At 53.9% G+C, this 26,178-nt stretch carries 23 protein-coding genes; 9 read left to right on the top strand and 14 right to left on the bottom strand.

The features are described 5' to 3' along the window. Positions 1-142 precede the first annotated feature (142 nt). Together N037_RS00185 and N037_RS00180 are read right to left on the bottom strand one after the other, a co-directional pair. Complete coding sequence (locus N037_RS00185; protein WP_032638203.1) at positions 143-1,324, bottom strand: MFS transporter; 1,182 nt, start codon at positions 1,322-1,324, stop codon at positions 143-145. A gap of 48 nt (positions 1,325-1,372) precedes the next feature. After that, entirely contained in the window at positions 1,373-2,500 is a 1,128-nt protein-coding gene (locus N037_RS00180; protein ID WP_032638202.1) for an alpha/beta hydrolase, read from the bottom strand. A 113-nt stretch (positions 2,501-2,613) separates the two neighbouring features. Between N037_RS00180 and N037_RS00175 the strand changes: the two genes are divergently transcribed. Both N037_RS00175 and N037_RS00170 read left to right on the top strand, forming a co-directional pair. Beyond that, the gene (locus N037_RS00175; RefSeq protein WP_032638201.1) at positions 2,614-3,498 is read left to right on the top strand and encodes a LysR family transcriptional regulator; all 885 of its coding nucleotides are present in this window, start codon (positions 2,614-2,616) and stop codon (positions 3,496-3,498) included. A 332-nt stretch (positions 3,499-3,830) separates the two neighbouring features. Beyond that, complete coding sequence (locus tag N037_RS00170) at positions 3,831-4,286, top strand: hypothetical protein (RefSeq protein WP_032638199.1); 456 nt, start codon at positions 3,831-3,833, stop codon at positions 4,284-4,286. 53 nt (positions 4,287-4,339) lie between these two features. Here the strand turns inward: N037_RS00170 and N037_RS00165 are convergent, their stop codons facing one another. From N037_RS00165 to N037_RS00155, 3 genes are all read right to left on the bottom strand, one after another. Then, positions 4,340-4,741, bottom strand: coding sequence for a YybH family protein (locus N037_RS00165; RefSeq protein WP_032638198.1), 402 nt, complete (start codon positions 4,739-4,741; stop codon positions 4,340-4,342). Between the two features lie 144 nt (positions 4,742-4,885). After that, positions 4,886-6,349 (bottom strand): DUF1254 domain-containing protein, encoded by a 1,464-nt coding sequence (locus N037_RS00160; protein ID WP_032638197.1) that lies wholly within the window; start codon positions 6,347-6,349, stop codon positions 4,886-4,888. Positions 6,350-6,361: 12 nt separating this feature from the next. Next, on the bottom strand, positions 6,362-7,840 hold the full coding sequence (locus N037_RS00155; protein WP_032638196.1) for a DUF1254 domain-containing protein: 1,479 nt from the start codon (positions 7,838-7,840) through the stop codon (positions 6,362-6,364). A 308-nt stretch (positions 7,841-8,148) separates the two neighbouring features. On the opposite strand from N037_RS00155, the gene N037_RS00150 reads away from it, so the two are divergent. Both N037_RS00150 and N037_RS00145 read left to right on the top strand, forming a co-directional pair. Continuing rightward, a complete protein-coding gene (locus N037_RS00150) occupies positions 8,149-9,762 on the top strand; it encodes a mechanosensitive ion channel family protein (RefSeq protein ID WP_032639098.1) in 1,614 nt (537 codons plus the stop codon). Between the two features lie 30 nt (positions 9,763-9,792). After that, the gene (locus N037_RS00145) at positions 9,793-10,980 is read left to right on the top strand and encodes an OmpP1/FadL family transporter (RefSeq protein ID WP_032638195.1); all 1,188 of its coding nucleotides are present in this window, start codon (positions 9,793-9,795) and stop codon (positions 10,978-10,980) included. 72 nt (positions 10,981-11,052) lie between these two features. Here the strand turns inward: N037_RS00145 and N037_RS00140 are convergent, their stop codons facing one another. The 3 genes from N037_RS00140 to N037_RS00130 form a co-directional block, all read right to left on the bottom strand. Further along, positions 11,053-11,268: a DUF6500 family protein gene (locus N037_RS00140; protein ID WP_032638194.1), complete on the bottom strand. Its 216-nt coding sequence runs from the start codon at positions 11,266-11,268 to the stop codon at positions 11,053-11,055. A 92-nt stretch (positions 11,269-11,360) separates the two neighbouring features. Then, positions 11,361-11,678 carry a YebG family protein gene (locus N037_RS00135; RefSeq protein WP_023311527.1) on the bottom strand — a complete coding sequence of 106 codons (318 nt, stop codon included), beginning with the start codon at positions 11,676-11,678 and terminating at the stop codon, positions 11,361-11,363. 76 nt (positions 11,679-11,754) lie between these two features. Further along, a complete protein-coding gene (locus tag N037_RS00130; protein ID WP_032638193.1) occupies positions 11,755-12,735 on the bottom strand; it encodes a nitrilase family protein in 981 nt (326 codons plus the stop codon). 100 nt (positions 12,736-12,835) lie between these two features. On the opposite strand from N037_RS00130, the gene N037_RS00125 reads away from it, so the two are divergent. Then, the gene (locus N037_RS00125; RefSeq protein ID WP_197278564.1) at positions 12,836-13,750 is read left to right on the top strand and encodes a LysR family transcriptional regulator; all 915 of its coding nucleotides are present in this window, start codon (positions 12,836-12,838) and stop codon (positions 13,748-13,750) included. Here N037_RS00125 and N037_RS00120 read toward each other — a convergent pair. Further along, positions 13,674-14,024 carry a helix-turn-helix domain-containing protein gene (locus tag N037_RS00120; RefSeq protein WP_032638191.1) on the bottom strand — a complete coding sequence of 117 codons (351 nt, stop codon included), beginning with the start codon at positions 14,022-14,024 and terminating at the stop codon, positions 13,674-13,676. The two genes, N037_RS00125 and N037_RS00120, sit on opposite strands and share 77 nt — an antisense overlap. Positions 14,025-14,360: 336 nt before the next feature. On the opposite strand from N037_RS00120, the gene N037_RS00115 reads away from it, so the two are divergent. Both N037_RS00115 and oqxB read left to right on the top strand, forming a co-directional pair. After that, positions 14,361-15,536, top strand: coding sequence for an efflux RND transporter periplasmic adaptor subunit (locus N037_RS00115; RefSeq protein ID WP_023335530.1), 1,176 nt, complete (start codon positions 14,361-14,363; stop codon positions 15,534-15,536). 24 nt (positions 15,537-15,560) lie between these two features. Then, positions 15,561-18,716, top strand: coding sequence for a multidrug efflux RND transporter permease subunit OqxB (gene oqxB, locus N037_RS00110; RefSeq protein ID WP_032638190.1), 3,156 nt, complete (start codon positions 15,561-15,563; stop codon positions 18,714-18,716). A 65-nt stretch (positions 18,717-18,781) separates the two neighbouring features. Here oqxB and N037_RS00105 read toward each other — a convergent pair whose 3' ends face one another. Both N037_RS00105 and N037_RS23255 read right to left on the bottom strand, forming a co-directional pair. Next, on the bottom strand, positions 18,782-19,261 hold the full coding sequence (locus N037_RS00105; protein ID WP_023335532.1) for an RrF2 family transcriptional regulator: 480 nt from the start codon (positions 19,259-19,261) through the stop codon (positions 18,782-18,784). 251 nt (positions 19,262-19,512) lie between these two features. After that, positions 19,513-20,061, bottom strand: a complete 549-nt coding sequence (locus N037_RS23255; RefSeq protein WP_231686659.1) for a hypothetical protein — start codon at positions 20,059-20,061, stop codon at positions 19,513-19,515. A gap of 181 nt (positions 20,062-20,242) precedes the next feature. Between N037_RS23255 and N037_RS23250 the strand changes: the two genes are divergently transcribed. Further along, positions 20,243-20,668: a VOC family protein gene (locus tag N037_RS23250; protein WP_023335534.1), complete on the top strand. Its 426-nt coding sequence runs from the start codon at positions 20,243-20,245 to the stop codon at positions 20,666-20,668. Between the two features lie 170 nt (positions 20,669-20,838). Continuing rightward, positions 20,839-22,554: a SulP family inorganic anion transporter gene (locus N037_RS00095; RefSeq protein ID WP_032638188.1), complete on the top strand. Its 1,716-nt coding sequence runs from the start codon at positions 20,839-20,841 to the stop codon at positions 22,552-22,554. Positions 22,555-22,594: 40 nt separating this feature from the next. Here the strand turns inward: N037_RS00095 and dmsD are convergent, their stop codons facing one another. From dmsD to N037_RS00080, 3 genes are all read right to left on the bottom strand, one after another. Continuing rightward, a complete protein-coding gene (gene dmsD, locus N037_RS00090; protein ID WP_032638187.1) occupies positions 22,595-23,209 on the bottom strand; it encodes a Tat proofreading chaperone DmsD in 615 nt (204 codons plus the stop codon). Positions 23,210-23,301: 92 nt separating this feature from the next. Beyond that, positions 23,302-25,740 (bottom strand): selenate/tellurate reductase subunit YnfE, encoded by a 2,439-nt coding sequence (gene ynfE, locus N037_RS00085; RefSeq protein ID WP_032638186.1) that lies wholly within the window; start codon positions 25,738-25,740, stop codon positions 23,302-23,304. 132 nt (positions 25,741-25,872) lie between these two features. Then, positions 25,873-26,139, bottom strand: a complete 267-nt coding sequence (locus N037_RS00080; protein ID WP_023335538.1) for a DUF1161 domain-containing protein — start codon at positions 26,137-26,139, stop codon at positions 25,873-25,875. Positions 26,140-26,178 lie beyond the last annotated feature (39 nt).

The raw sequence follows: 26,178 nt of genomic DNA, 5'->3' as shown, positions 1-26,178 counted from the left end.
TGAAATTAATTCATCTTTTATATGAATAGCCTGCTATCAATAATGTTAATTCTAGCCCGGGATGGATCATTAAATTAACGGCAGGCTAATATATACATTAAAAAGTCATATCGCTCTATTTTCGGTCAAAACATCGTATCGCTCATTTTTGACGCGATGTGATAAACGTCAACACAACCGCGCCCAGGAGCAATATTCCGCTCATTGCAAACGTGCTCTGCCAGCCGAGATGGTCGAATACCAGGCCACCGGCCGTTGAACCCAGCGCAATAGAAAGCTGGATCACGGCGACCATTAACCCGCCACCGGCTTCAGCATCTTCCGGCAGCGTTCGCGCAATCCATGTCCACCATCCCGTGGGTGCCGCCGTCGCCAGCATGCCCCAGAAGCCTAACAGCAGGGCAACGATCCACACGCTGTGACCGGTCAGTATCAACGCGCCCGCTATGACGGCCATCAGCAGGGGAATGGCGATTAACGTCAGGTAAAATGCGGCGTTCAGGACCAGAGCAACGAGCAGTGTGCCAACAAAACCCGCGACGCCGATGGTGAGTAAAATCAGCGATAGGCCGGAGGGGGTGACCTCCGTGACGGTTTCGAGAAACGGACGCACATAGGTAAACAGCGCAAACTGCCCCATAAAGAACAGGCCGCAGGCCAGCAGACCGATGGAAACCACCGGCTGCCGGAATAGCCGAAAGACGGATGCGCGTGACGCCGTATTTTTATTGCCGTTCATATCGGGCAGGCTAAAACGTTGCCAGAGGAACGCCACTATCGCCACGGGAACCAGGCACAGGAAGGCGCCGCGCCAGCCAATGGTGGCGCCGAGATAGCTTCCGAGCGGAGCGGCGACTACCGTCGCCAGCGCGTTCCCCCCGTTGAATATCGCCAGCGCGCGAGAGACCTGATGCTGCGGAACAAGGCGAATGGCCGTTGCGGCAGACATGGACCAGAACCCGCCGATGGTGATACCGATTAGCGCCCGGCCTGTCATGTAAACCAGATAGTTTGGGGTGAAAGCGATAATCATCCCCGAGAGCGCCATCAGGAGCGTCATGCCCAGCAGAAGATGTTTGCGGTTCATATTCCCGGCAAGCCGGGAAAGGAAGAGGCTGGTCAGAACCGCCATCGCGCCGGAAATCGCGATCCCCTGGCCAGCGAGCCCCTCCGTAACGCCCAAATCTCTGGCTAGGGGGGTTAGCAGGCTGACGGGCATAAACTCCGAGGCAATCAGGACGAATACGCAGAGGGTCATGGCAAAAATACCGCCCCAGTGCGCGCGTTCCTCATTCTGTGAGGTGGTAGGGTTCAGAGTGGACATAGTCATCTTTCACGAGGGCCGCCCGCAAAACACGGGCGGCGGAGAGGTTTATTTCAGGTTGGTTTTGAAGAACTGTTCAAACTGGCCGAACGGGATTTTCCCGGCAGCATTGTCGTAGAGATCGACATGGTTTGCGCCCGGAACAATCACCAGTTCCTTCTGCTTGCTGCCGACCGCTTTAAACGCATCTTCTGCAAAGTAGCGGGAGTGTGCCTTTTCACCGGTGACGATAAGCGTCGGGATAGTAATTTCCCCGGCGTAGCTCAGCAGCGGCATATTCATAAAGGATAATGGCGTGGTCGCGGTCCACGCGCCGGTGGAGTTGACGGAACGCACATGGAAGCCGCGCGGCATGCGGTAGTAGTCATAGAACTCCTTCAGTACCGGGTTCGGGTCTGCTGGCAGCGCCTCTGGCAGAATACGTTCCGCCGCCGTCACCTTGCCGTTCTCATCGACATAAATGTCATGGCCGCCGTGCGCGAAGGTACCGTTCTCTGCATCTTTCCAGCGCTGTGCGTTGAGATACTGCAGAACGGCGCGGCGGTCAGACGTTGAATAGCGATCTTTCCCGTCGCCCACGCCGTGGCCCATCGCCCGGCTCATGTCGTACATCACGCTGGTGGCGACCGCTTTCACGCGGGTGTCCATGGAGGCTGCATTCAGCGCCATACCGCCCCAGCCGCAGATGCCGAGAATACCGATGCGGTTACGATCAACCTCTTTCTGTAACCCCAGGAAATCCACCGCCGCGCTAAAGTCTTCGGTGTTGATATCCGGAGACGCAACGTTGCGCGGCTGGCCGCCGCTTTCGCCCGTATAGGATGGATCGAACGCCAGGGTGACAAACCCATTTTCCGCCAGGATCTGCGCGTACAGTCCGCTGGACTGCTCTTTGACCGCGCCAAACGGCCCGCTGACCGCAATCGCCGCCAGCCTGCGGTCGCCGCGGTTTTTAGGAAGATACAGATCGCCCACCAGGGTGATCCCGTACCGGTTCTGGAAGGACACCTTGCGGTGATCGACTTTGTCACTTTCGGCGAAGGTTTTATCCCATGTAGTCACCATCGAAACGGGTGCGTTTGGGTTAGTGGTTTCTGCATAACTCATTGTTATCACTCCACTTAATGATGCACATAGCAGCATCGCAACGGACAGTTTTTGGGTGAATGTTTTCATGAAAATGGACCCTGTGGTGTTGTGTTGCGGTCATTATAGTTAGCAGAAATAGTGCTGATTAGAGGCCAGAATCTGCTAGGATTCATATCATATTGTTATAAATAGGGGGCGTGATGGCGAAGCGGGAAAACTATAATGAGCTGTACCTGTTTATGCAGGTGGTACGGGAGGGGAGCTTCACGGCGGCTGCGCAACGGCTAGGGCTGGCGCAATCCGGGATCAGCCGCTCGGTTCGCGAGCTGGAGGAGCGGTTGGGCGTTCAGCTTCTGGTCCGCACCACGCGCAAGCTGTCGCTAACCCACGCGGGGGAACAGCTTTACCGGACCGCCGAGTCCGCGTTCGATACGCTCGATACGGGCCTGGCGACCCTGGCGCACTATCGTCAGACGCCGTCCGGTACGGTGCGCATTAATGCCAGCCAGCATGCTATCGACAAATGTCTGCTGCCAAAGCTCGCCATTTTTAAACAGCGTTACCCGGACATCAGGCTGGAGCTGATGAATGAAAGCCGCTTCGTCGACATTATCGCCGAGCGGTTCGATGCGGGCGTCAGACTGGGGCCGGAAGTGGGACAGGGAATGATTGCCGTACGCATCACGCCTGATATGGAAATGGCCGCAGTGGCTGCCCCGGAACACTTCAGACGCTACGGTTTTCCCCAGACGCCTGCGGATTTAGTGGCGCACCCCTGCATTGCCTACCAGCTTGCCGACGGTAGTGACTATCAGTGGGAGCTGGTGCAGGACGGGAAAAAAATCACCCATCGGCCAGAGGGGCAATGGGCGCTGTCTGACAGCTACATGGAAGCCGAAGCCGCCCGGCTGGGGCTTGGGCTGGCCTATGTCCCGGTGGAGCTGGTGGCTGACGATCTGGAGCGCGGAACGCTGATCCGGGTGCTGCAGCGCTATAGCCTACGCATGGACGGGCTGTACCTCTATTATCCGCACCGTAACGTGTCGCCCGCGCTGAGAGCGGTGATTGATACGCTTAAAATTTAGGGCCGCGTTGTTATTCTGGAAGGCGCCTCGCAAACCGCAAATTAACCGCGTGAAATTCATGGTTATATCTTTTCTTCAACCGATCGGGGTCGTAAAGTGCCTGCGTTGCGGCACATCCGCAACCGGGCGTAGGAACCCGCATCTACCATATAGTGACATTTCGTATGTCGCGGCAGCGCCGATCCCGCTACAATTGCGGTGGCGCTGGCGGAGCAGCCGTAAGGCTGGCCGTTTTTCTATATGGGCGGTATTCCTACCTCTGTCAGCGCTACCCCCCGAGCGTAGGAACTCATTGGGTGGTTAAATGAACTGCATATAGAAGGATGCCTTGTATGGCTACTATTCCAACCCTGACTCATCTCCCGTCTGACGAAAACGTCATTCTGCAACTTATCTCCCGGCCGCTTCCTGCTGATGCCGATCTGTTTGTCGTCGCCGACAACTGCGCCGCGCTGGTGAGCGTGCTGGTCGAAATCGAGGATGCAAAGATGTTTACTGCGCTTTGCGAGCGTCTGCTGCACGCCCTGCGTAAGCTGAGAGAACTCTGCGATGTCGATCTGCCGCCTGACCTGATCGCGCAATTGATCATGGGTGAGAAACTGAACTCCTGCGTGCCGGACTGCTGGCAGGACACCCTGACTCAGGTGGACTATGTTCTGGCGCTGACGCAAGCGGTTATGGGTGGAACGCTGCCCGTTCACGTAGCGAAAGAGCTGACGGGCCTGCTGCACGATATGGTGTGGCTGCTGGCTGAGTTTGTGAGGGAGCCGCGCATCACTGCACATTAAGCGCGCGGGCGTGAAGGGGCGGCAGCGCCCCTTTAAAGCGGTGATTAACGTGTTCAGTTCACGGTATCCAGAAGCGACGTACCGTAGGAGTTGTCGATGGTACAAAGCCAGCGACCGTCGCTTTCCTGCCGAAAAACATAGGTCGCGCGGCGCGACATTTCCGTTATCCCACCCTGACCATCAGGAAAACGCAGAACGGTTTCCATGATAACGAGGGCATTGCCGCCACCTTCGATCACCTGCATCTCCCCTTGTTCGACGCTCAGCTGGTCCTGAAAATAATCAGAGATGGCAATAAACGCGCTGCGGATTTTTTCTTTGCCTTTAACCGTCATGCCGGGTTTGACCACCAGAGCCGCGTCTTCGGCGTAATACTCCATCAGGGTGTCATAGTTTTTGGTGGTGATGGCGTGGTCGCAGGATTCGATGATCTGGCGTAGCGGATGTGGAGTCATGCGCATTTCCTCTTTAGGTGATGAACATGTATTACCATCACATCCTGGCGAGTTTGTATAGCTACCTACAGTAGGGCAATGCTCGGTTCCTTTCGGCACAGACAAAAGGGCCCCCGGTCATCAACAAGGGGCCTTGGATTTGGTTTATTTCACCGTTTCAATTTTCGGTGGCTGCCAGGTGCCATCCAGAATAGGTTGTTCACCCCAGTAAGCGCGAATATAGAGTGACAGGTTTCCTTCGGGTGCGGGGAGCCAGTTATTAACCTTATCGTCAGAAGGGCGGGTTTTGCTGACATAGAGCGTTAGCGAGCCATCCTCGTTGTACTTCAGATTTTTATTTTTCGTCCCAAGTGAAAAACGATTCAGTTCATTTGGGCTAAACAGATGCTTGCTGTTGTAGAGCGTAAGTGACCAGAATCCTTTTACAGGAGGAAGCTCACCTTTGGCGAACGTAATCGTGTAGTCATGGTCGCCAGATAACTGCCCACCAGCGGCATCATTGTCGGTGTAAAAATATTGGGTTTCGTTCGGTTTGTTATCGAACATATTCGATTTAGAAGTGCCTGTGCGGTTGTAATAATCGACACCGAACTCGGCGTTATTTTTAGAACGGTTCCAGCCATTACCGGCGGGCACCCCGTTATTCTTCCATTTAAAGAAGTCTGCAATTACCGTTTTATCCGTCTCAATCGCCGCTTCATCCATCCATTTGCGAACGTCAGGGTTTTTCTTCCCGGCTTCGACCAGGTGGCGGTACTGAGCGTACATTGCCTCTTCACCAGGCAGAGGTGGCACTTTATCCAGCACATTTGCAAACTGGTCAAAGAATTTCTCTGGCACCACCCAGCGCGTCTCGCCCGCGCTGGCATCAGGTTTATCACCAATGGCCGGAATTTTTGAATATTCAAAGGATTTCATTTTTCGGTCAAACTGGCTTAGCGGGTAGGTCATGATTTCCTTAATTGGAGCCTGAATGGCTTTGCGGTCTTCCGGCGTATCATCCATCTGTACGCGTGGAATAACGTTAGCCATTTCTGTTGAGGAACGAATGACCCCTTCAATACCCTTCGGCGTTTCGCCTTTCCAGTTCGGCCCGACTAATAAATAGAATCCTGGCTTCGTGCCGTAAGGCTTACCGACATTACCAATCTGGTTCGTGCGGGCATCATAGATAGCGTAAACCCAGAAACGCTCGCCAAAATCCGGTACCTGGATGACTATGGGCTCTTTATCTAACTCGAAGAAGCCCAGGCCATATGCAACATCCTGATTGGGGCAGGTAACGAAGGTTTCTTCAGGCTTAATGTAGTCTGTCAGCATGCTGAGTTGACCCATTGGCGCGACGGGGACCATTCCACCATTAAGCGCGGGATAGGGCGCTTTGGTGATAGTTTCCCGACGGTTGAACTGGTTCACCATTGGCCAGCCCCAGATGTAGGCCTGCTGTGCAATTGCTTTAACATAACTTTCAGGCATCGTTACATCAGCAGATGGTTGAGTTAGCTGATCAAACTTGGTTGGATGTGGGATGGTCAACGGTGCACTTTGTGCATGTACGCCTGCGCTAAGTGTCAGCGCAACAAAGAGAGGGAGGTAACGTTTATTCATATTTTCTCTCAATTATTTGTTGGTCTGAACCAGATCGTCAGGTACCCAAGTCTGATCGTAAAAACCGTCTTCTGTACCATACAGGCGAAGGGCAACGAGGAAATTACGGTCAGGAACGGTTTTAATAAACGCACTGTCCTCTACGCCGTCAGGTTTGTTTGGGCCAAACCAGAGATCGATTGAGCCGTCATTGTTTTTCGGGATGTTGTAGTAACCATTGGTGGAAGGAAGTAACTGATCTGTTTCAGGCATAGTGCCATCGGTAATGTTGTAGGCCGTTACCGCCCAGAACAGCGCAGCTGGCGGATTTGGTGGCAGATGCAGTTTGTAGGTATTGCTGCCGTTCAGGAATTTACCGGAATTGTCTTTGGTCGCGAAAGGATATTTCGACCCCGCCCCGGTGGTATGCATTACCATTGCAGCCGCGCTGGAATAGGCAATCTGGAAGAAGGCTGCACGTTGGTTAGCATCAAGCGTGCCGTATTGCATCCATTCTGCTGTTGCACCCGCCCATGAGGTTTCCCACTGCCTGTCTTTGTAGTAAAGCTGCCGCTGGTCATCACGTCCAACCTGTCGGCGAGCCAGAATCATGCGAGGCGCTGCGACGACCGCTTTGTTGAGCATTTCCTGCTGCTTCGCTGTCGGCGCGAAAGGTTTCCCTTTAACCATCCCGATACTTAACAATGCGCTTCGCGTCTCCTCCGGAATCGCCGTTAGTGGCTCGTAATCGACGAAGGCTTTGAGTTTCTGCCAGTAACTGGCGTCGGTGGGATACATCATATTGACGCGCTTGCCGCTGGCGTCCGGGAACTGCATCGGCTTGACCTCTTTCTCTACATCCCAGAGCGGATAAATACGCGTCGTTTCGGCATTTTTTACCGCAGGAACCGGGTCAGGCTTACCGTCACCTTTTCCCATGATGGTCCTGAAGAACAGGAATACGTTATAAGTCGATGATTTAAATGCGTAGTAACCCTGAGGCACCGGGCCTTCATAATCAGGCGGTAACAGCAAATATAAACCACCTCTGGCTCGGTCCGGGCCTATAGCACCTACGTCGGTAATGGTTTTCTGAAAGAAATCAGTGAACATGCCGATGACGTTTGCCGGTGCTTTTATCACCAGTGGACCTGTTTCTTTCAGATCCAGGTAACTCATGGAATAAATGACATCCCCGTTTGGCGTCGGCACGACGGCGCGGCTGTCCATGCGCTCTTTCCAGATCGGCAGGACATTATATCCTTTGCCAAACGCGGCCTCAGAGCCATCACGCAAACCGATGGTATTCAGAAGGGGCAAGGTTTGAATGTATGCCTGAATAGCATCCTGATAATACAGTTCGTCGCTGAGCGTCTGCGCCTCATCCGGTGCCAGCCAGTTGCCGTTGTTGAGCTGTTTCATCAACGGCGATAACGGCGCATCGGCCGCGAATACCGGCTGAGAAAACGCCAATGCCAGTAATACAGCAGAGGTTATTACGTGAACTTTCATGACATGTTCCTGAATTAATTAGCAGAAAAGCCGGTTGTGAATGTCGTCAGTACTTAGAGGACATTCACGTCTGGCACTGAAAATGTCGAATGCCATTTAAGGATAGTTAACGTTGCAAATTTGTAATCTTTAGATTTATTTATTAATAAATTTGCGAAATGAAAATTTTCTTCTTTCTGAATGAAAGAAGTGGTGCTTACAGGAATATTGCAGATCTGAACCGCTGGTCTATGCTCAGAAAATCGCGCGTCTGCCGCTCGGGTGGCAGAGTAAAAGAACTGATAATTTCACGCTACTCGGTGCCGGGTATGAATAAGAGAGTGCTTACTTTTTTAACGTGTATCATATCCCTTTTAGTGTTTAGTACCTTTGCTGCTGAACCCCGACAGGAACCGACGGAGCAGGAGAAAGCACGCACGCTCTATATCTTCCATACCCCCATCGTGATGCTTCAGGCTAAGTTTGGCCTGACAACGCCAGAAGAACGCGTTTTACGCATCCGCAATACGCTGCGTAATTTTACTCAGGCAGATGTCCGCGAACCGATAAAAATTGTCGCCATCACACGTTATAACCAGCAGGGCAAACTTTTCGTGATGAATGGCAAGCCGCTAATGCTGCTGACGCAGGCGGATCTTGATGAAGGTGACGACCTGACGCTGGATCAGGCCGCGCAACGCGTGCTTACGCGAATGGAGGCGCAACGTAAAGCGCTTCACGATCAATATGACACCGGATGGCTTGTGCTTGCCACAGTGAAAACTGTGGTGGGGCTGGCGGCCTTTGTATTGCTTGCCTGGGCCGCGTGGCGTTCCTGGCGTAGGGTGAAGCGATATTGTCGCCGTCTGATCGCTGAAAATCGAGGATGGATCCCCAAAAACTGGCGACGTTATCTCGGCCCTGTAGAAGCCCGCTTGTACGCCTTGCTAATGATATTGCTGGGCATATTAGCTTTCTATGTATGGCTTAGCTGGGCGTTTAGCCTATTTCCCTGGACGCGGGTTTGGGCGACATCGTTGGGTGACTGGTCTCTGCGCGTCGTTCGTCAGATTTTCTTATCCATCGTCTCAGCTTTACCGGGTTTGCTGATCGTTCTCATTATTTTCATCATCACGGCCACCATACTTAAATTATTGAAGATGGTACTCAATCAGGTAGAAGCGGGGCGGTTACATTTTCCGGGACTGCATCCTGAAACCGTCGGAGCAACCAGAAAACTGCTCTCTGTTGTTGTGTGGTTATTTGCTCTTTCTGCAGCCTACCCGTTTCTTCCCGGCGCAAATTCACTGGCCTTTAAGGGCATAAGCGTCTTCTTTGGTCTGATGCTGACGTTGGGATCTGCTGGCGTGATGAATCACGCCATGAGCGGTCTCGTACTGATTTATTCGCGCGCTCTGCGCAAAGGTGACGTCATCCGGGTCGCGGACAACGAAGGGAAGGTGAGTGAAATCGGTATGCTCGCCACCAAAATTATCACGCGTGAAAACTATGTCGTTACCGTTCCCAATGCTGTCGTGGTGAGTGGCAAGATAACAAACCTCAGCGCACAAAATAATGATGGCAGCCTCAATCTAACCGTAAGCGTCACCATCGGCTACGACACGCCCTGGCGACAGGTTCATGCCATGCTTGAGCTCGCCGCAAAGCGGACAGCGTGTGTGGATCTTACGACCGCGCCGCTTGTGCGTCAGCTGGCACTTATGGACTGGTATATAGCCTATGAGCTTCAGGTCAGGCTGCTACCCGAGCAGTCACTGGCTATCGCGCGCAATGCGCTGTTCAGCAATATTCAGGATGTCTTTAACGAATTTAATGTGCAGATCATGTCGCCAAACTTTGTTATGCAGCCAGAAGGAAGCGTCATGGTCGCCAGAGAGAACTGGTATCCCGCCCCGGCGGTCGCACCTGAGCGGGAAAAATAAAACGAGCATTTAATCGCAGGCAGAGGGCACATGAGAAAATCGACATTGTTTTATCTTGTACTGTTTTTTTCGCAGGCAACTCAGGCCAGCGCGCTCTATTTCTATGAAATTGGGACAGAGGATACCGCGCTTGCGGGCGCGGGGCAGGCCGCCCGTGCTCAGGACGCATCCACGATAGTGACCAACCCGGCGGGGATGACGCGGCTGCCTGAACATATGTTTACCGGCGGATTACAGGCAATGGACGGGGATATTTCCTATCACCTTGATGATGATTCGGACCGTAAAAGTCCTGGTGATATCATGCGTTTTTTTCCAAATGCGAGTGCCTTTTACACGCAGAAACTCGATGATGCGTTGTATGCCGGTGTTGGTTTGTATGGTAACTATGGGCTGGGTATTGATTTTGGTAACTGGGCAGGCGACCGGCTTATCAAAAAAAGTACAATGGCTGCGATGACCCTAAGTCCATCCTTGGCCTACAAGCTGAGCGAGCGGGTGTCCATTGGCGGCTCCGTCAACGTGAATTACGGATTCCTTTCACTTACGCGTGATGTGGGCAATGAGGATGTAAAAGAAAACGATCATGACTGGGCGTTGAGCTACCGTCTGGGCTTACTGATGGCGCTCACCGATCAAACGCGAGCGGGCATTGCGTGGACCAGTAAAACGGAATATGACTTTAATATTGATGGCAAAGTCCGCTTCCCAAATTTACCCAACGTTGAATATGACATTCCCATTTCTGCGCAGGTCAGGGCACCTCAGCAAGTTATGTTGAGTCTGGTACATGATTTCAATAAAACGTGGTCGATCATGGGGGACCTGGGCTGGCAGGACTGGAGCCAATTTGGCAGTCCGCAGGTCACTGTCGCTGGGCAAGATGCCGAACGAAAAAATCGGCTTAAAGACTCCTGGCATACTGCGCTGGGGTTACAGTATCGCCCAACAGAATTGTGGCGCTTAAATGCAGGCGTGGCGTTTGACAGTACCGTATACCAGTCTCAGAATGATGTTGCACTTTCATTACCCACCGGCGACGAGTGGCGATTTGCGACAGGCGCTCAGTACCAGATGACGCCACAAAGCAACGTTGGATTTGCCGTCTCGTATTTGCATATGCAGTCCTCACGCGTGAAAACACCTGAACAATTTAAGGGAAGCTATGATAATCCGTATCTGTGGTTTGCCAGCGTGAACTACAGCTATTTGTTCTGATTTTTTGACGGAATTTTTAGACAGGTTGCTTCTGTCACTAAGCAAATTTTCACGCTGTTTTAAACACAGGCGCTATATGGCTAACAAAATTTTTTTGATCTTTTCTGCCTTTTCAAAATGGTCCAGCTTCATCTCCATAATCCACCAGTGGGCCACTTCCATAAGCAGTTCAGGATCGTCATTTTTATTAGCAAAAAAAGCATAAAACGAAAGCCCAACATCGCTTCCCTTAGAGGCGATTTTTGAATCACAGATCCGGATAATCTTTTCCTTCATTCCTTGCCGCACGCCATCTCCTTTACTCTTTCATGTTCTGACTAAAAAAGCCGTAAGCAAATTACTGCTTACGGCCTCCGGAGCGGTGATGATTTTTATGACAATCAGGCCGCTTTCACCGCCCTGATTTTTTTCGTGTCAGCCGCGTCGGATTCAGTTTTATCCGCTGCAGCTGGAGCGTTGAGATCGGGAAGCTTGCTGGTACGCAGAATATGCTGCACGGTCTCTTTCTGCTCGGCGAGATACAGGCCAAGATTTTCCGCCTGCGTTTCATCCATCTGCATTCCGCTTTGCAACAGCCAGTCGGTGAACGCGTCTGCCATATCGAGCAGCTTGTCGTGAGCGTCAGCCTCTTTCTTACTGGCAAATGTCATTTTCTCTTCACCTTTTCTTACGACAACAAATTTTGTTTCAACAGCCATTTTGCGCACCTCATACTGTAATTATATACAGTATAGCAGTTGCAATTTAATGTTGCAGCTAAAAATTGTCCACCCTTTAGCGGGCAGGGGGCACATTCGAAAAGCGGGCGCTGATCGCATCACGTTCATAGCCCTGGGGCTGCGTCAGTATCTGGTATAAATCAGGGCGGCGACCGTGGATCCAGCGGCGTCCTGTGCTCATAGCAAGCAGGCTTAAATCGAGTTCAGCGCTCACCATCGCATCTTCGGCCGCCCAGGTTTCATTCACGATCCTGCCATAAGGGTCGAGGATCATGGCATTGCCCGTGCGCACTTCGTCGTCATCGGCACCGACACCGTTGCTGAAGAGAAGAAATATGCCGTTGTCATGCGCGCGGGCTGGCAGCCAGCGCATGAGCCATTCCCGACCGCTTGGCCCTTTGAATGCCGCGATAATTTCTTCCTTGCGCGTTTCCCGCTCCTCCCAGAGCGCCAGCGGAATTGGCTTCATCCCGTGAGGGCTGCGGGAATCGGTACCGCCTGTTTGATGCGGGGCGAGAAGAATATCGGCACCCAGCAGCGCGGTCGCGCGCACATTTTCGACCAGATTATTGTCCCAGCAAATCAGGATGCCGACCTTCACGCCCCACGGCGTATCAAAAACGGTAAAGCTGTCCCCGCTGCTGATGGCCGGATGTTCAAAAGCATGGAGTTTACGATGCGTATGCATTGAGCCGTCCGGCATGCAGGCAACATACGCATTGTACAGTCGGCCATCGTCGGTGCGTTCAATAAGACCCGCGCCAATCAGCATTTGATGTTTTATCGCGAGGGAGCGAATGAGCGTCAGGGAAGGGCTGTCTGCAATCGGCTCGGCCAGCGCAGACACCTCCGCTGCGGTGAGCTTGGGGACATGCCAGTAGCCGGTGATGCACATTTCAGGAAAAGTGAGAATGTTCACCTGCTCAAGCGCCGCCTGTTCAATAAATTTCTCCATTATCAGGAGATTGTATTTTTTGTTACTGGCCTGATGCTGAAACTGTACGGTTGCCGCCTTTAAGGATGTCAGTTTGTTCATGATGCGTCTCCGGTTGTGATCGAGACTGAATTACATAACGATTGCCGATAACTGTATAATCAAATCATTTCCGAATTCGATAACCATCTGGAATGCAAAAATGAACACCCGGTTGCTAAAGGCCTTTTTGATGCTGGCTGAAAAAGGAAATTATGCCGATGCGGCGCGGGCGCTGTTTATCTCGCAGCCGGCGTTGACCAAACAGATTAATCTCCTCGAATCTCTGGTGAAGATGTCTCTGTTTTCACGAGGTCGTCACGGCGCAATGCTGACGGCCAGCGGCAGGCGTTTGTTGCCGGAGGCTGAAAAAGTGGTCAGGCAGACCCAGCAATTTATGCAGCATGCTGAGCGGGTATCGAAAGGGGTTGAAGGGCATATTTCCGTCGGGTTCGGACTCTCAAGCTTTTATCTGGCGCCACGCTGTATCGCTGACTTTCGTCGGGACTACCCGGAAGTAGAAATGTCATTGACGGATCTGCCTTCCTTCCAGCAGTACGAGCGATTGCAAAATGATGAGCTGCAGGTCGGTTTTGTCAGGGTTCCGCCCCCCGTGGCGCTTGAATACCTGCCGTTATTTACCGATCGGCTGGTCCTGGTTGCGCCCGCCGCGTCGCCAACGCTGTCTGTCGCAGAGTGGCTCGCGAAACGCCCTCTGCTGCGGCTGTATGATGAGCGAGGACGGGGTTTAAACGCGCAGATTGACCGCTTCCTGCATGACAACGGCCTTTTCATCTCATCGACTCAGCTGACTGACGATATCCAAACTATCGTCGCGATGGTGGTTGCGGGTATCGGTGTGGCCATTTTGCCCACCAGCGTGACGCATATCGCACCGCCGGAGCTGGTGATGATTCCGCTAACGGGAGAGTCAATCAGCTGGACGGTGGGCATCGCCTGGGACGCAGGCAGGGAGGATGTCATCCGTGACAACTTCATTGCTAGCGTAGCTGCTGCGTTTCCGGGGCACCCATGCTCCGCCGCCATGCCCCGGGCGCCTGACCATACTGACGCTTAAAGCTGCGGTTGAAGGACTGCTGGGAGTCAAAGCCCAGCGCGATCGCCACGTTCAGAATCGGTTCATCGCTGCGGGTTAAGCGCTCAACCGATTTTTGCAGCTTTTGCGCGCGAATATACCCGGCGAGGGGATAGCCCGTATGCTCTTTAAACAGGCGCTGGAGGTGCCATTTTGAGTAGCCGGAACGCCTGGCGACGGACTCAATGTCCAGACGGCTATCCAGGTTGTTGTCGATCCAGTCGAGTAAATCATGCATAAATGCGCCAGTGTTCATCTGGTTACCCCCACGCTGCCTGTCAAAAAGTATCTTTGTCTGTTGCATTAAAAGGTGGCTCGTTTTCGCATTAATTGCAAGTTTTATTGTTGCATTTAAATCCCTGAGCGAAACGGGTCTTTTCACATCTGCTCAAATAGCACATAAAGTGCAACAATTATTCTTGCACTTAGTTAAGCGCCTTCCTACAATCGCCGCGATAGTGTATTCGCAACTGTTACAGTTTTGTGGCGATGAACGACACAAATGGCCTTAAGACAGCCACCGGACAAAGGAAGTGGCGCGGTGCCTCCTGCTGCGTCTTGCCCGGCGGCGACAATTACCGGAATAAAAATAATGAGCCTGCAAAAAACCTGGGGTAACTTTCATCTGAACGCGCTGGGGGTCATGTTGCTCTCCGTGCTGCTCGTCGGATGCGACAACAGCGTCGCGCAAAACGCCGCGCCACCCGCGCCCGCCGTCAGCGCGGCTGACGTGGTGGTGAAATCCATTAGCCAGTGGGATAGCTTTAACGGTCGGATTGAGGCGGTGGAGAGCGTTCAGCTTCGTCCGCGCGTTTCCGGCTACATTGATAAAGTGAATTACACCGACGGCCAGGAAGTGAAGAAGGGCGAGGTGCTGTTTACGATTGACGACCGAACCTATCGCGCGGCGCTGGAACAGGCGCAGGCGAACCTGGCGAGAGCCAAAACCCAGGCCAGCCTGGCGCAAAGTGAGGCCAACCGTACCGATAAGCTGGTCAATACCAACGTTGTCTCCCGTGAAGAGTGGGAGCAGCGTCGTTCGGCCGCCACTCAGGCGCAGGCCGATATTCGCGCCGCCCAGGCGGCAGTGGACGCCGCGCAGCTTAACCTGGACTTCACCAAAGTCACCGCGCCTATCGACGGTCGCGCCAGCCGGGCGCTGATCACCAGCGGGAACCTGGTGACGGCGGGCGACACCGCCAGCGTCCTCACCACGCTGGTGTCGCAGAAAACGGTTTACGTCTACTTTGACGTGGACGAGTCGACCTACCTTCACTACCAAAATCTGGCCCGCAGCGGGCAGGGGGCGTCCAGCAATCACACGGCGCTTCCGGTTGAGATTGGCCTGACGGGCGAGGAGGGCTATCCCCATCAGGGCAAAGTAGATTTCCTGGATAACCAGCTGACGCCGAGTACCGGCACCATCCGTATGCGCGCGCTGCTGGATAACGCGCAGCGTCAGTTCACGCCGGGACTGTTTGCCCGCGTACGCCTGCCGGGCAGCGCGGAGTTCAAAGCCACGCTTATCGACGACAAAGCGGTGCTGACCGATCAGGATCGTAAATACGTCTATATCGTCGATAAAGAGGGGAAAGCGCAGCGTCGTGACATCACGCCGGGCCGTCTGGCAGACGGTTTACGCATCGTGCGGCAGGGGCTGAACCCTGGCGACAAAGTCATCGTCGAGGGTTTACAAAAAGTGTTCATGCCGGGTATGCCGGTTAACGCGAAAACCGTTGCCATGACCGCCACCAGCGCCCTCAACTGATCCCTTGACCTGAGAATCCAACCCATGGACTTTTCCCGCTTTTTCATCGACAGGCCGATCTTTGCCGCGGTCCTGTCGATTCTGATTTTTATCACAGGGTTAATCGCCATCCCGCTGCTGCCGGTGAGCGAATATCCTGACGTCGTACCGCCAAGCGTGCAGGTGCGCGCGGAGTACCCGGGTGCCAACCCGAAAGTGATTGCCGAGACCGTGGCGACGCCGCTGGAAGAGGCGATCAACGGCGTTGAGAACATGATGTACATGAAGTCCGTCGCGGGTTCCGATGGCGTGCTGGTGACCACCGTCACCTTCCGTCCGGGAACCGACCCGGATCAGGCGCAGGTTCAGGTACAAAACCGCGTTGCGCAGGCCGAAGCGCGTCTGCCGGAAGACGTGCGGCGTCTGGGGATTACCACCCAGAAACAGTCCCCGACGCTGACGCTGGTGGTGCATCTGTTTTCGCCTAACGGCAAGTACGATTCCCTGTATATGCGTAACTACGCCACGCTGAAGGTAAAAGACGAGCTGGCGCGCCTGCCCGGCGTCGGCCAGATCCAGATTTTCGGCTCAGGTGAATACGCAATGCGCGTCTGGCTGGATCCGAACAAGGTGGCGGCCCGCGGGCTGACCGCGTCGGACGTGATTACGGCGATGCAGGAGCAGAACGTGCAGGTGTCCGCCGGCCAGCTTGGCGCCGAGCCGCTGCCGAAAGAGAGCGATTTCCTGATCTCCATTAACGCCCAGGGGCGTCTGCACACCGAAGACGAGTTTGGCAATATTGTCCTGAAAACGACGCAGGACGGTACGGTCGTCCGCCTGCGCGACGTGGCGCGTATCGAAATGGGGTCCGGCAGCTATGCGCTGCGTTCCCAGCTGAACAATAAAGACGCGGTCGGGATTGGTATCTTCCAGTCGCCGGGGGCGAACGCCATTGATTTGTCTAACGCGGTGCGTGCGAAAATGGACGAACTGTCCACGCGCTTCCCGGCGGACATGAAGTGGGCGGCACCTTACGATCCGACCGTTTTCGTGCGCGACTCCATCCGTGCGGTGGTGCAAACGCTGCTGGAAGCGGTGGTGCTGGTGGTGCTGGTGGTGATCCTGTTCCTGCAAACCTGGCGTGCGTCGATCATTCCGCTGATCGCGGTGCCGGTTTCGGTGGTGGGTACCTTCAGCATTCTCTACCTGCTGGGCTTCTCGCTGAATACCCTGAGCTTGTTCGGGCTGGTGCTGGCCATCGGCATCGTGGTGGACGATGCCATCGTGGTGGTGGAAAACGTCGAGCGAAATATCGAAGAGGGGCTTGCTCCGCTTGCGGCGGCGCATCAGGCGATGCGCGAAGTGTCCGGGCCGATCATCGCGATTGCGCTGGTGCTGTGCGCGGTGTTTGTGCCAATGGCGTTCCTTTCGGGCGTAACCGGGCAGTTCTACAAGCAGTTTGCGGTGACGATCGCGATTTCGACGGTGATCTCCGCCATTAACTCGCTGACGCTCTCTCCGGCGCTGGCGGCACTGCTGTTAAAACCGCACGGCGCGCCGAAAGATTTCCCGACCCGGCTTATCGACCGTCTGTTCGGCTGGATTTTCCGTCCGTTTAACCGCTTTTTCCACCGCAGTTCAAACGGCTATCAGGGGCTGGTAGGCAAAACGCTGGGCCGACGCGGCTCGGTATTTGTGGTGTATCTGCTGCTGCTCTGTGCCGCAGGCGTGATGTTTAAAGCGGTCCCCGGCGGGTTTATTCCGACGCAGGACAAGCTGTACCTGATTGGCGGCGTGAAAATGCCGGAAGGTTCGTCGCTGGCGCGCACAGACGCGGTGATCCGCAAAATGAGCGAAATCGGGATGAATACCAAAGGCGTGGACTACGCTGTGGCGTTCCCGGGGCTGAACGCGCTGCAGTTCACCAACACGCCGAATACCGGGACGGTCTTCTTCGGCCTGAAGCCGTTCGACCAGCGTAAACATACTGCGGCGGAAATTAACGCGGAGATCAACGCGAAAATCGCGCAAATTCAGGAAGGCTTTGGCTTCTCCATTCTGCCGCCGCCGATTTTAGGGCTGGGTCAGGGGTCGGGCTATTCCCTGTACATTCAGGATCGCGGCGGTCTGGGCTATGGCGCGCTGCAAAATGCGGTAAACACCATGTCCGGCGCGATTATGCAGACGCCGGGAATGCACTTCCCGATCTCAACCTACCAGGCTAACGTTCCGCAGCTGGACGTGCAGGTAGACCGTGATAAGGCGAAAGCGCAGGGCGTGTTGCTGACCGATCTTTTCGGTACGCTGCAAACCTATCTGGGCTCGTCGTACGTCAATGACTTCAACCAGTTCGGGCGCACCTGGCGCGTGATGGCGCAGGCCGACGGGCAGTTCCGCGACAGCGTGGAAGATATTGCGAATCTGCGCACCCGTAACAGCCAGGGCGAAATGGTTTCGATTGGCAGCATGGTGAAAATCACGACCACCTACGGGCCAGATCCGGTGATCCGCTACAACGGCTACCCGGCGGCGGACCTCATTGGCGATGCCGACCCGCGCGTGCTCTCGTCTGCGCAGGCGATGACCCAACTGGACGCGATGTCTAAGCAGATCCTGCCGAACGGGATGAACATTGAATGGACCGATCTGAGCTTCCAGCAGGCCACGCAGGGGAATACGGCGCTGATCGTCTTCCCGGTCGCGGTGCTGCTGGCGTTCCTGGTGCTGGCGGCGCTGTATGAAAGCTGGACGCTGCCGCTGGCGGTGATCCTCATCGTGCCGATGACCCTGCTCTCCGCGCTGTTTGGCGTCTGGCTGACCGGTGGCGATAACAACGTGTTCGTGCAGGTGGGGCTGGTGGTTCTGATGGGGTTGGCGTGTAAAAACGCGATTCTTATCGTGGAGTTTGCCCGCGAGCTGGAAATTCAGGGTAAAGGCATCATGGAAGCCGCGCTGGAGGCGTGCCGCCTGCGTTTACGCCCGATTGTGATGACCTCGATTGCCTTTATTGCCGGGACCATTCCGTTGATCCTCGGCCACGGCGCGGGCGCAGAAGTGCGTGGCGTCACCGGGATCACGGTCTTCTCCGGGATGCTGGGCGTGACGCTGTTTGGTCTGTTCCTGACGCCGGTGTTTTACGTGACGCTGCGTAAGTTCGTGACGCGCCGGAAAAAAGAGGAAAGGGACATTCTGCCCGCGTAGGAATGCTGCAGATAATAAAAAACCGCCTTCATAGCAAGGCGGTTTTTTTTTGCACTCAAGTGAAGTTAAAGGGCTTCTTTATACTTGGCGATAAGTTCAGGCACCGGATCGCAGCCGCTGGTATCGGCTTTTTTCACTTCTTCCAGCGCGCTTGCCACGGTATGGCGGGCTAATACCGCTAACGACGCCTGCTCAGCTTCTTCGGAGATAGACTTGAAGTACCAGCAGGCGTTAGCGCTGACTACGCAGCGGGCCGGTACGTCAGGGCGCGATGCCCACAGCTTTTTATCTTCAATGACGGAAAGGTAGATATCGCGCAGGGTGATCTCTTCCGCCGGGCGTCCAAGATGAATCGAGCCGTTACGGCCAAGGGTTGAGACGATAATGCCGTCACGCGTGAGAGGAACCATCAATTTGCGGATGAAGCTCGGGTTTGCTTCCAGACCATAGGCCAGAATCGCACTCGTCGAACGTTCACCCAATTGCTCCGCCATTGCTACGCTGAGAACCATCTGCAAAGCTGTCGGGAAGCGGTAATCTAACATTTTTGTATCCTGGGTTGCGGTGAATCTTGTTCTTTTTGGCACCGCAGAGGTGAATAAGCAATAAACAACAATATAACAAATACGGTAATTATTTTGAAGCAATCTGCGGCATTTGCGATCAAACCCCCTGTTCTGATTTAGCTAAACGTGCGGTCCGGGAAGTCAACCGTCACCACGACTTCTGCTGAAGTGCTCACCTCAGCGGACGTTTCGCAGCTCACGGGGAAGCGGGTGATAGCCCGAAGTCGGATTTATCTAAAGCTCCATTGTGCTGTAATGACAAACACAGAGGGGATGATTAGCCCCACATCCATTCCAAAATAAGAGGTAAAATTATACTGGAACCCATGATAAATGTACGGAGAGAATCCTATCCCTGTGACTTTTTTAAAATCATGGTATGAACCATGGTCGCCACAATCATCGAATGTATCAAAGAAAAATTCACCTACATAACCATAGATTCCCTTAAAAACCCAACCGTTATCCCATCCAGCCCAGTCTCTTCTCACGCCGGCAGCCAGACATCTGTCATTAAAGCTGTTTTTCATTGTGCCTAGCACAACACTGTATTTCGACGAATCCGAGAATTTCCTCTCCACGGATACAAACTTATTTTCAAAGTTCTCTGTGTATTGTCCGTGATTATGCGTCAGATGATAAACGTATGAGCCAGTGTTTATTGAATACAGATTTATTTCATCTGCAGAGCAAGGCAATGTAACCAGATAAAAACTTCCGCACCACAGCCATGCGGGATATCTTTTCCGATCCGTCTGCTTATGTGGAATATTCTCCATATTCGCTCACTTTGGCTAACGTACTGAAATTATAAGGCCTGCTCTACGGCCTTCAGCTGAACAAATTTTAGCATACATTCGGAAACGTGAGGTCTTCACGTCACGGGTTGGGGGGCTGAGATGACCTTACCCTCTCAGGTATAATGTTTGTTCAGATAAACGGCAAAGAGGATGTGACAAGATGCTGACATATATCACTATAGGTACAAATGACCTTCAGCGCGCCGTGGCGTTTTACGACGCTGTTTTTAACGTGCTCGGCTATTCACGTTTGCCCGCCTGGACAGAGGACTGGGCAATGTGGGGAGATAAAAATAATCCGGATGAGGGGTTCAGCTTCTGTATTTGTCCTCCTTTTGACCGACAACCCGCAACGGCGGGAAACGGAACAATGTTCGCATTCCATGCAGATAACGCTGACCTTGTCAGACGGTTTCATGCAGCAGGCCTCCTTGCGGGAGGGAAGAGTGAAGGCGAGCCAGGAACACGAACCGCGTACGGTCCCGATTTTTATGTTGCCTATCTGCGCGATCCTGACGGGCATAAGCTGGCATGCGTTTGCCAACATTATTCTCCTGAAGCCGATACGTTCACAGACGATGAATAGTCGCAAGCGGTAGTTTTGAACTATGTTTAACACCAGTCAGAATAATAAATTAGTTGAAGTGTTATTAGATTCTGAACAGGGGCGGTCTTAATCCGGAGCATTTGAAAGCCAGAACCTCACTGAGAAGTGTGCCAACATTGCGTGGGTAATATTTATATCCGGAGAATAACGTGTTCGGAAAAGTTTTATTAAACTACATGCCAGGGTTACAAAATTTGTTAGCCTACGATAAAAGCTGGCTGAAACAGGATGTTAAAGCCGGGTTATCCGTGGCCGCTGTCGCGCTACCCGTTGCGATTGCTTATGCTGAGCTGGCGGGGGTTGGGGCAATCGTGGGGCTCTATTCCTGCGTTTTACCGATGATAGCGTATGCACTGTTTGGTTCTTCACGTCAGCTTATTGTCGGGCCTGATGCCACGACCTGCGCGGTGATCGCGGCCGTCGTCTTTCCTCTTTCTGCGGGTAATCCCGAACTGCACTGGCAGCTGACAATCATCATGACATTGATGATGGGCGGGTGGTGCCTGCTTGCCAGTAAGTTTCGCCTGGGCGCACTTGCCGATCTGCTTTCTCATCCCATTCTTACGGGGTTGCTTAATGGCGTAGCCGTGACGATTATTGTCGGGCAATTAGGCAAGGTTTTGGGGATCACGCTAGATGAAGCGCAGGTTATTGAAAAAATAATGGCCTTGCCTGGCCGACTTTCGGAAAGCCATTTATTAACCGTAGGGATATCACTCTTAACGTTAATTATTTTAATGGTTATCAAAACGTATCGTAGCCACTGGCCAGCACCGTTGATTGCCATTGTGATGACTACGGTACTGGTGTGGGCGACGTCTGGGCAGCAGTATGGTATTGCCACTATTGGGGGGAGTGGCTTCCAGTCAGGTTTACCCGTCGTTAACTGGGGGGCGTTCCAGCCCGGTCCGATGCGTGATTTAGTGATCCCGGCGCTGAACCTGGCGTTGGTCAGTTTTGTGAGTCTGATGCTGACCGCCCGCAGTTTCGCCGCGAAAAATGGCTACGAAATTAATGCTGATGCAGAGTTCCGAGCGCTGGGTATTGCGAACATTATGTCTGGGTTATCACAGGGGTTTGCTATCAGTGGCGCCGATTCCAGGACCGCGGTTAATGACTCAGTGGGTGGAAAAAGTCAGCTGGTTTCCATCGTTGCAGCCTTACTCATCGGTATCGTAGTGGTGTTTTTCACTCAGCCATTACAATTTATTCCGGTATCTGCATTAGGTATCGTTCTAATGTATGCCTCGTGGTCATTGATTGATTTACGCGGGTTATGGAACCTGAGGCGCAGAAATAAACAGGCGTTTCGCCTGGCCTTCTTCACGTTTGGCTGTGTGTTAATTATCGGCGTTATCCAGGGCATCGGCCTTGCGGTGTTGCTTGGCCTGTTACAGTTCCTTCGTACAGTGTTTCGCCCCTCTGAGCATTTACTGGGTACTGACGAAGAGGGAATGATTCACTCACTAGGTAATACAACCGATATTAAAATGGTCCCTGGCGTGCTGATGTATCGATTTAACTCACCGTTGACCTATTTTAATGTGGCTTATTTTAAACGTCGGGTATTGAACCTGGTTGATGGTGCCGCATTACAACCTAAATGGGTGGTCATTGATGCCGTTGCTTGCTTCACCTATTCAGACATCAGCGTTCTGGCAACCATTAATGAGTTAAAACGTGACCTGAAAGGTCGACAGATTAAATTAATCCTTGCGGGCAGGAAAACGGAATTAACCCGCTGGTTTAAAGAGAGTCGGCCAACAATGAATGATGATGACATGATTCTGGCACCGGATCTCTATCTGGCACTTCGGTTCATTCAAAGCAAAGAGAGTGCGAGTGAATCAGGTGGAGAGGTATAAGCTATAGGCTTGCCCGCCACCGGCGAGCAAGCCACATCCCTTAGCGATACAGCGTTTTTTCCGCAACCGGAATAAGCAGCCCGGATCGCCAGTCCGCGAGCGTCAGCTGCGCAAGCTTACCCAGCGCGGTATAAAACGGATGCCCGGCGTTGTCGACAAACACCGACAGGAAACGGGTGCTCCACGGCAGCAGGTGCCACGCCAGAAGCTGAGCGCACTCCGACTCGCGGCCATTCTCGGCCAGCCACGCGGCCAGCAGCAGCAAAGTACCGAAATGATCTTCCGGTTCATTCTGCTGCATCTCAAACGCAATATTGTTCTCCCGCATCCACTGGCGCAGCGCGAGGGTGGAGTCACCAAACAATACGGATTCACGGTCCAGCCAGACGGAACCCCACGGCGGAGCGGGCAGGGCATAAGGGCCGATAAACAGCCGTTGCCAGGCGTCCGTCAGCGGCTCATCGGAAGATGAGGCAAAGGTATCGGCAACGGGCTGCAGCGTTTCCGCTGGCAGGGGCCAGTCCTGAACCCATTCGCCAGCGGTGAGTGCTTTCACCAGCGGCGCGGTCTGCTCGCTGTCGGGAGCGAAATAAAACAGCGCGCCCAGCACACGGGCGCTGAACGCGAACGATTCACGATGTGAGACGTCTTTCATTAAACCTTCCTTGCTCGCGCGGATGACCCCCGCGCGGCTGTATTAACCGATAATACTGACCATAGAATAAACCAGGGTCTCGCGTTTCACCTCTACACCTTCTCAATCTGCACCAGATTGGTGTGCTGCGGGTTGCCCTTTGCCAGCGGAGAAGGTCGATGGGTCGTCAGCGTGTTGATGCAGGAGCCGTGGTCGATACGATCGCCACTCATATTGGCATCGTGCCAGGCGCCCTGGCCCATGGCGCTCACGCCGGGCATGATGCGCGGCGTCACTTTCGCTTCAATTCGCACCTCACCGCGATCGTTAAAGACGCGCACCGTATCGCCGTTCTTAATGCCGCGTTTTTCGGCATCAACAGGATTAAGCCAAACCTCCTGGCGGCAGGCCGCTTTTAGCACGTCGACGTTACTGTAGCTTGAGTGGGTACGGGCTTTGAAGTGGAAACCGAACAGCTGCAGCGGGAACTGCGCGCGCTCGGGCGCATCCCAGCCGTCAAAGGTCGAGGCGTAGACGGGCAGAGGGCTGATGGTCTCATCTTTTTCCAGCGCCCAGGTGGACGCAATCTCCGCCAGCTTGCTGGAGTATATCTCAATCTTGCCTGATGGCGTTTTCAACGGATTGGCTTCCGGGTTCTCGCGGAATTTTTTATAGGCCACAAAGTGTCCGTTCGGATCCTTACGCTTATAAATGCCCATTTTTTTCAGCTCGTCATAGGACGGCAGCTGAGGATCTTTTTCGAGCATTTTGGCATACAGGTACTGCAGCCACTGCTCCTGCGTGCGTCCCTCGGTGAATTTCTGATGGATATCCGGCCCGAGCCGTTTTGCCACTTCGCTCATGATCCAGTAGATGGGCTTGCGCTCAAACTTCGGCGCGGTCACGGGCTGGAGGAAAATCAGGTAGCCCATGTTCCCGGCGTAATCGTTCGGAATGATGTCTTCCTGCTCGACGGTCATCAGGTCCGGCAGCAGGATATCGGCGTACTTCGCCGACGAGGTCATGAAGTTGTCGATGACGACAATCATTTCGCACTTGCTCTCATCCTGCAGGATATCGTGGGTTTTATTGATATCGGAGTGCTGGTTGATGATGGTGTTGCCCGCGTAGTTCCAGATGAACTTAATCGGCACGTCCAGCTTATCCTTGCCGCGCACGCCGTCGCGCAGGGCGGTCATCTCCGGTCCGCGGGCGATGGCGTCCGTCCAGCTGAAGCAGGAGATTTGCGTTTTGACCGGATTATCCGGCAGCGGCATACGTTCAATGGTGATGGTGTAGGTTGACTCACGCGCGCCGCTGTTACCGCCGTTGATCCCCACGTTACCAGTCAAAATAGGCAGCATGGCGATGGCGCGGGACGTCAGCTCACCGTTCGCCTGACGCTGTGGTCCCCAGCCCTGGCAGATGTAGGCCGGTTTCGCGGAGCCTATCTCGCGCGCAAGCTTAACGATGCGATCCGCTGGAATGCCGGTAATACGGGAAGCCCACTCAGGGGTTTTCGCCGTGTGGTCATCCCCCAGGCCGAGAATATAGGCTTTGTAGTGACCGTTAGCGGGCGCGCCTTCCGGCAGCGTTTTTTCGTCGTAGCCAACGCAGTATTTATCCAGGAACGGCTGGTCGACCAGGTTTTCGTCGATCAAGACCCAGGCGATACCCGCCACCAGCGCGGCATCGGTACCCGGGCGGATCGGGATCCATTCATCTTCGCGTCCGGCTGCCGTATCGGTATAGCGCGGATCGATAACGATCATGCGCGCGTTGGAGCGCTCGCGAGCCTGCTCCAGATAATAGGTAATCCCGCCGCCGCTCATGCGCGTTTCCGCCGGGTTATTGCCTAACATGACCACCAGCCTGGTGTTTTCAATGTCAGAGGTGCTGTTGCCGTCGTTACTGCCGTAGGTGTAGGGCATGGCGCAGGCGATTTGCGCCGTGCTGTAGGTGCCGTAGTGGCTCAGGAAACCGCCGTAGCAGTTCATCAGGCGTGCCACCAGCGAAGCGTAAGGAGAGGAGCGGGTGATATTGCCGCCGACAATGCCGGAGGAGTAGTTAATATACACCGCCTCGTTGCCGTATTTGGCCACCACGTCTTTCAGGCTGGCGGTGATAATGTTCAGCGCCTCATCCCATGTGATGCGCTCGAACTTGCCTTCACCGCGTTTGCCCACGCGTTTCATCGGGTAGTTCAGACGGTCAGGATGGTTAATGCGACGGCGAATAGAGCGTCCGCGCAGGCAGGCGCGCACCTGATGGTTCCCGTAAATATCCTCGCCAGTGTTGTCCGTTTCGACCCAGTACACTTCGTCGTCGCGGACGTGCAGACGCAATGCGCAGCGGCTGCCGCAGTTGACCGAGCAGGCGCCCCACACCACTTTATCTTCAGCAGGCTGAACGGCATCTTTCACCGCCGCGGCGGCGCTTTTTAAACCAAAAGGAAGCGAGATCCCGCCAGCGGCAAGCGCCAGAGAACCTATAGCCGTAGATTTCACGAGAGTTCGGCGGCTAATACCGCCGTGATGATCGACCTCAGACATGGCTCACCCCAACATTGAGATTACGTATTATTTTTACCCGTGATTACAACCGGGCTAATGATGGGGTGAGTGTTACTTATTTGGGGGTATTAGATCTTAATCCTCATCAAATCAAAGGGGATTGAGGGTAAATTACTGGGCGTCAGCAGCCCCGTTGCCGGTTCGGGTGTACAAAATTTTAAAGGTGTCGTTGGCGCAGTGGCCCACCACCTGTGTGCCCGCCTGATCTGCCTGGTCGTTCGGCACAATGCTCAGCGTAAAACCAGATTCAGGCACGCCGTTGTTGATAATCTTCTGCTGAATGTCGCTTTTCACGCGTTCGCAGGAATCCGGTGCTGCCAGCGCGGCCGTTGAGGCACTCATTAACAGCAGGGCGGTAATCCAGGGTAACCGTTTCATTTGTAGCTCCTTGTCTCTGTGTGTAGATTAATTCTAGCA

The sequence above is a fragment of the Enterobacter sp. EGD-HP1 genome (genome assembly GCF_000733275.2).
GTDB lineage: Bacteria > Pseudomonadota > Gammaproteobacteria > Enterobacterales > Enterobacteriaceae > Enterobacter.
The sequence above is the reverse complement of the archived record's forward strand: the minus strand, read 5'-3'. Positions and strand labels throughout refer to the sequence as shown.

Coding starts and splice junctions, on each gene's coding strand:
- N037_RS00185 (WP_032638203.1), bottom strand. CDS start 1,324: ATGTCCACTCTGAACCCTACCACCTCACAGAATGAGGAACGCGCGCAC.
- N037_RS00180 (WP_032638202.1), bottom strand. CDS start 2,500: ATGAAAACATTCACCCAAAAACTGTCCGTTGCGATGCTGCTATGTGCA.
- N037_RS00175 (WP_032638201.1), top strand. CDS start 2,614: ATGGCGAAGCGGGAAAACTATAATGAGCTGTACCTGTTTATGCAGGTG.
- N037_RS00170 (WP_032638199.1), top strand. CDS start 3,831: ATGGCTACTATTCCAACCCTGACTCATCTCCCGTCTGACGAAAACGTC.
- N037_RS00165 (WP_032638198.1), bottom strand. CDS start 4,741: ATGACTCCACATCCGCTACGCCAGATCATCGAATCCTGCGACCACGCC.
- N037_RS00160 (WP_032638197.1), bottom strand. CDS start 6,349: ATGAATAAACGTTACCTCCCTCTCTTTGTTGCGCTGACACTTAGCGCA.
- N037_RS00155 (WP_032638196.1), bottom strand. CDS start 7,840: ATGAAAGTTCACGTAATAACCTCTGCTGTATTACTGGCATTGGCGTTT.
- N037_RS00150 (WP_032639098.1), top strand. CDS start 8,149: ATGAATAAGAGAGTGCTTACTTTTTTAACGTGTATCATATCCCTTTTA.
- N037_RS00145 (WP_032638195.1), top strand. CDS start 9,793: ATGAGAAAATCGACATTGTTTTATCTTGTACTGTTTTTTTCGCAGGCA.
- N037_RS00135 (WP_023311527.1), bottom strand. CDS start 11,678: ATGGCTGTTGAAACAAAATTTGTTGTCGTAAGAAAAGGTGAAGAGAAA.
- N037_RS00130 (WP_032638193.1), bottom strand. CDS start 12,735: ATGAACAAACTGACATCCTTAAAGGCGGCAACCGTACAGTTTCAGCAT.
- N037_RS00125 (WP_197278564.1), top strand. CDS start 12,836: ATGAACACCCGGTTGCTAAAGGCCTTTTTGATGCTGGCTGAAAAAGGA.
- N037_RS00120 (WP_032638191.1), bottom strand. CDS start 14,024: ATGAACACTGGCGCATTTATGCATGATTTACTCGACTGGATCGACAAC.
- N037_RS00115 (WP_023335530.1), top strand. CDS start 14,361: ATGAGCCTGCAAAAAACCTGGGGTAACTTTCATCTGAACGCGCTGGGG.
- oqxB (WP_032638190.1), top strand. CDS start 15,561: ATGGACTTTTCCCGCTTTTTCATCGACAGGCCGATCTTTGCCGCGGTC.
- N037_RS00105 (WP_023335532.1), bottom strand. CDS start 19,261: ATGTTAGATTACCGCTTCCCGACAGCTTTGCAGATGGTTCTCAGCGTA.
- N037_RS23255 (WP_231686659.1), bottom strand. CDS start 20,061: ATGGAGAATATTCCACATAAGCAGACGGATCGGAAAAGATATCCCGCA.
- N037_RS23250 (WP_023335534.1), top strand. CDS start 20,243: ATGCTGACATATATCACTATAGGTACAAATGACCTTCAGCGCGCCGTG.
- dmsD (WP_032638187.1), bottom strand. CDS start 23,209: ATGAAAGACGTCTCACATCGTGAATCGTTCGCGTTCAGCGCCCGTGTG.
- ynfE (WP_032638186.1), bottom strand. CDS start 25,740: ATGTCTGAGGTCGATCATCACGGCGGTATTAGCCGCCGAACTCTCGTG.
- N037_RS00080 (WP_023335538.1), bottom strand. CDS start 26,139: ATGAAACGGTTACCCTGGATTACCGCCCTGCTGTTAATGAGTGCCTCA.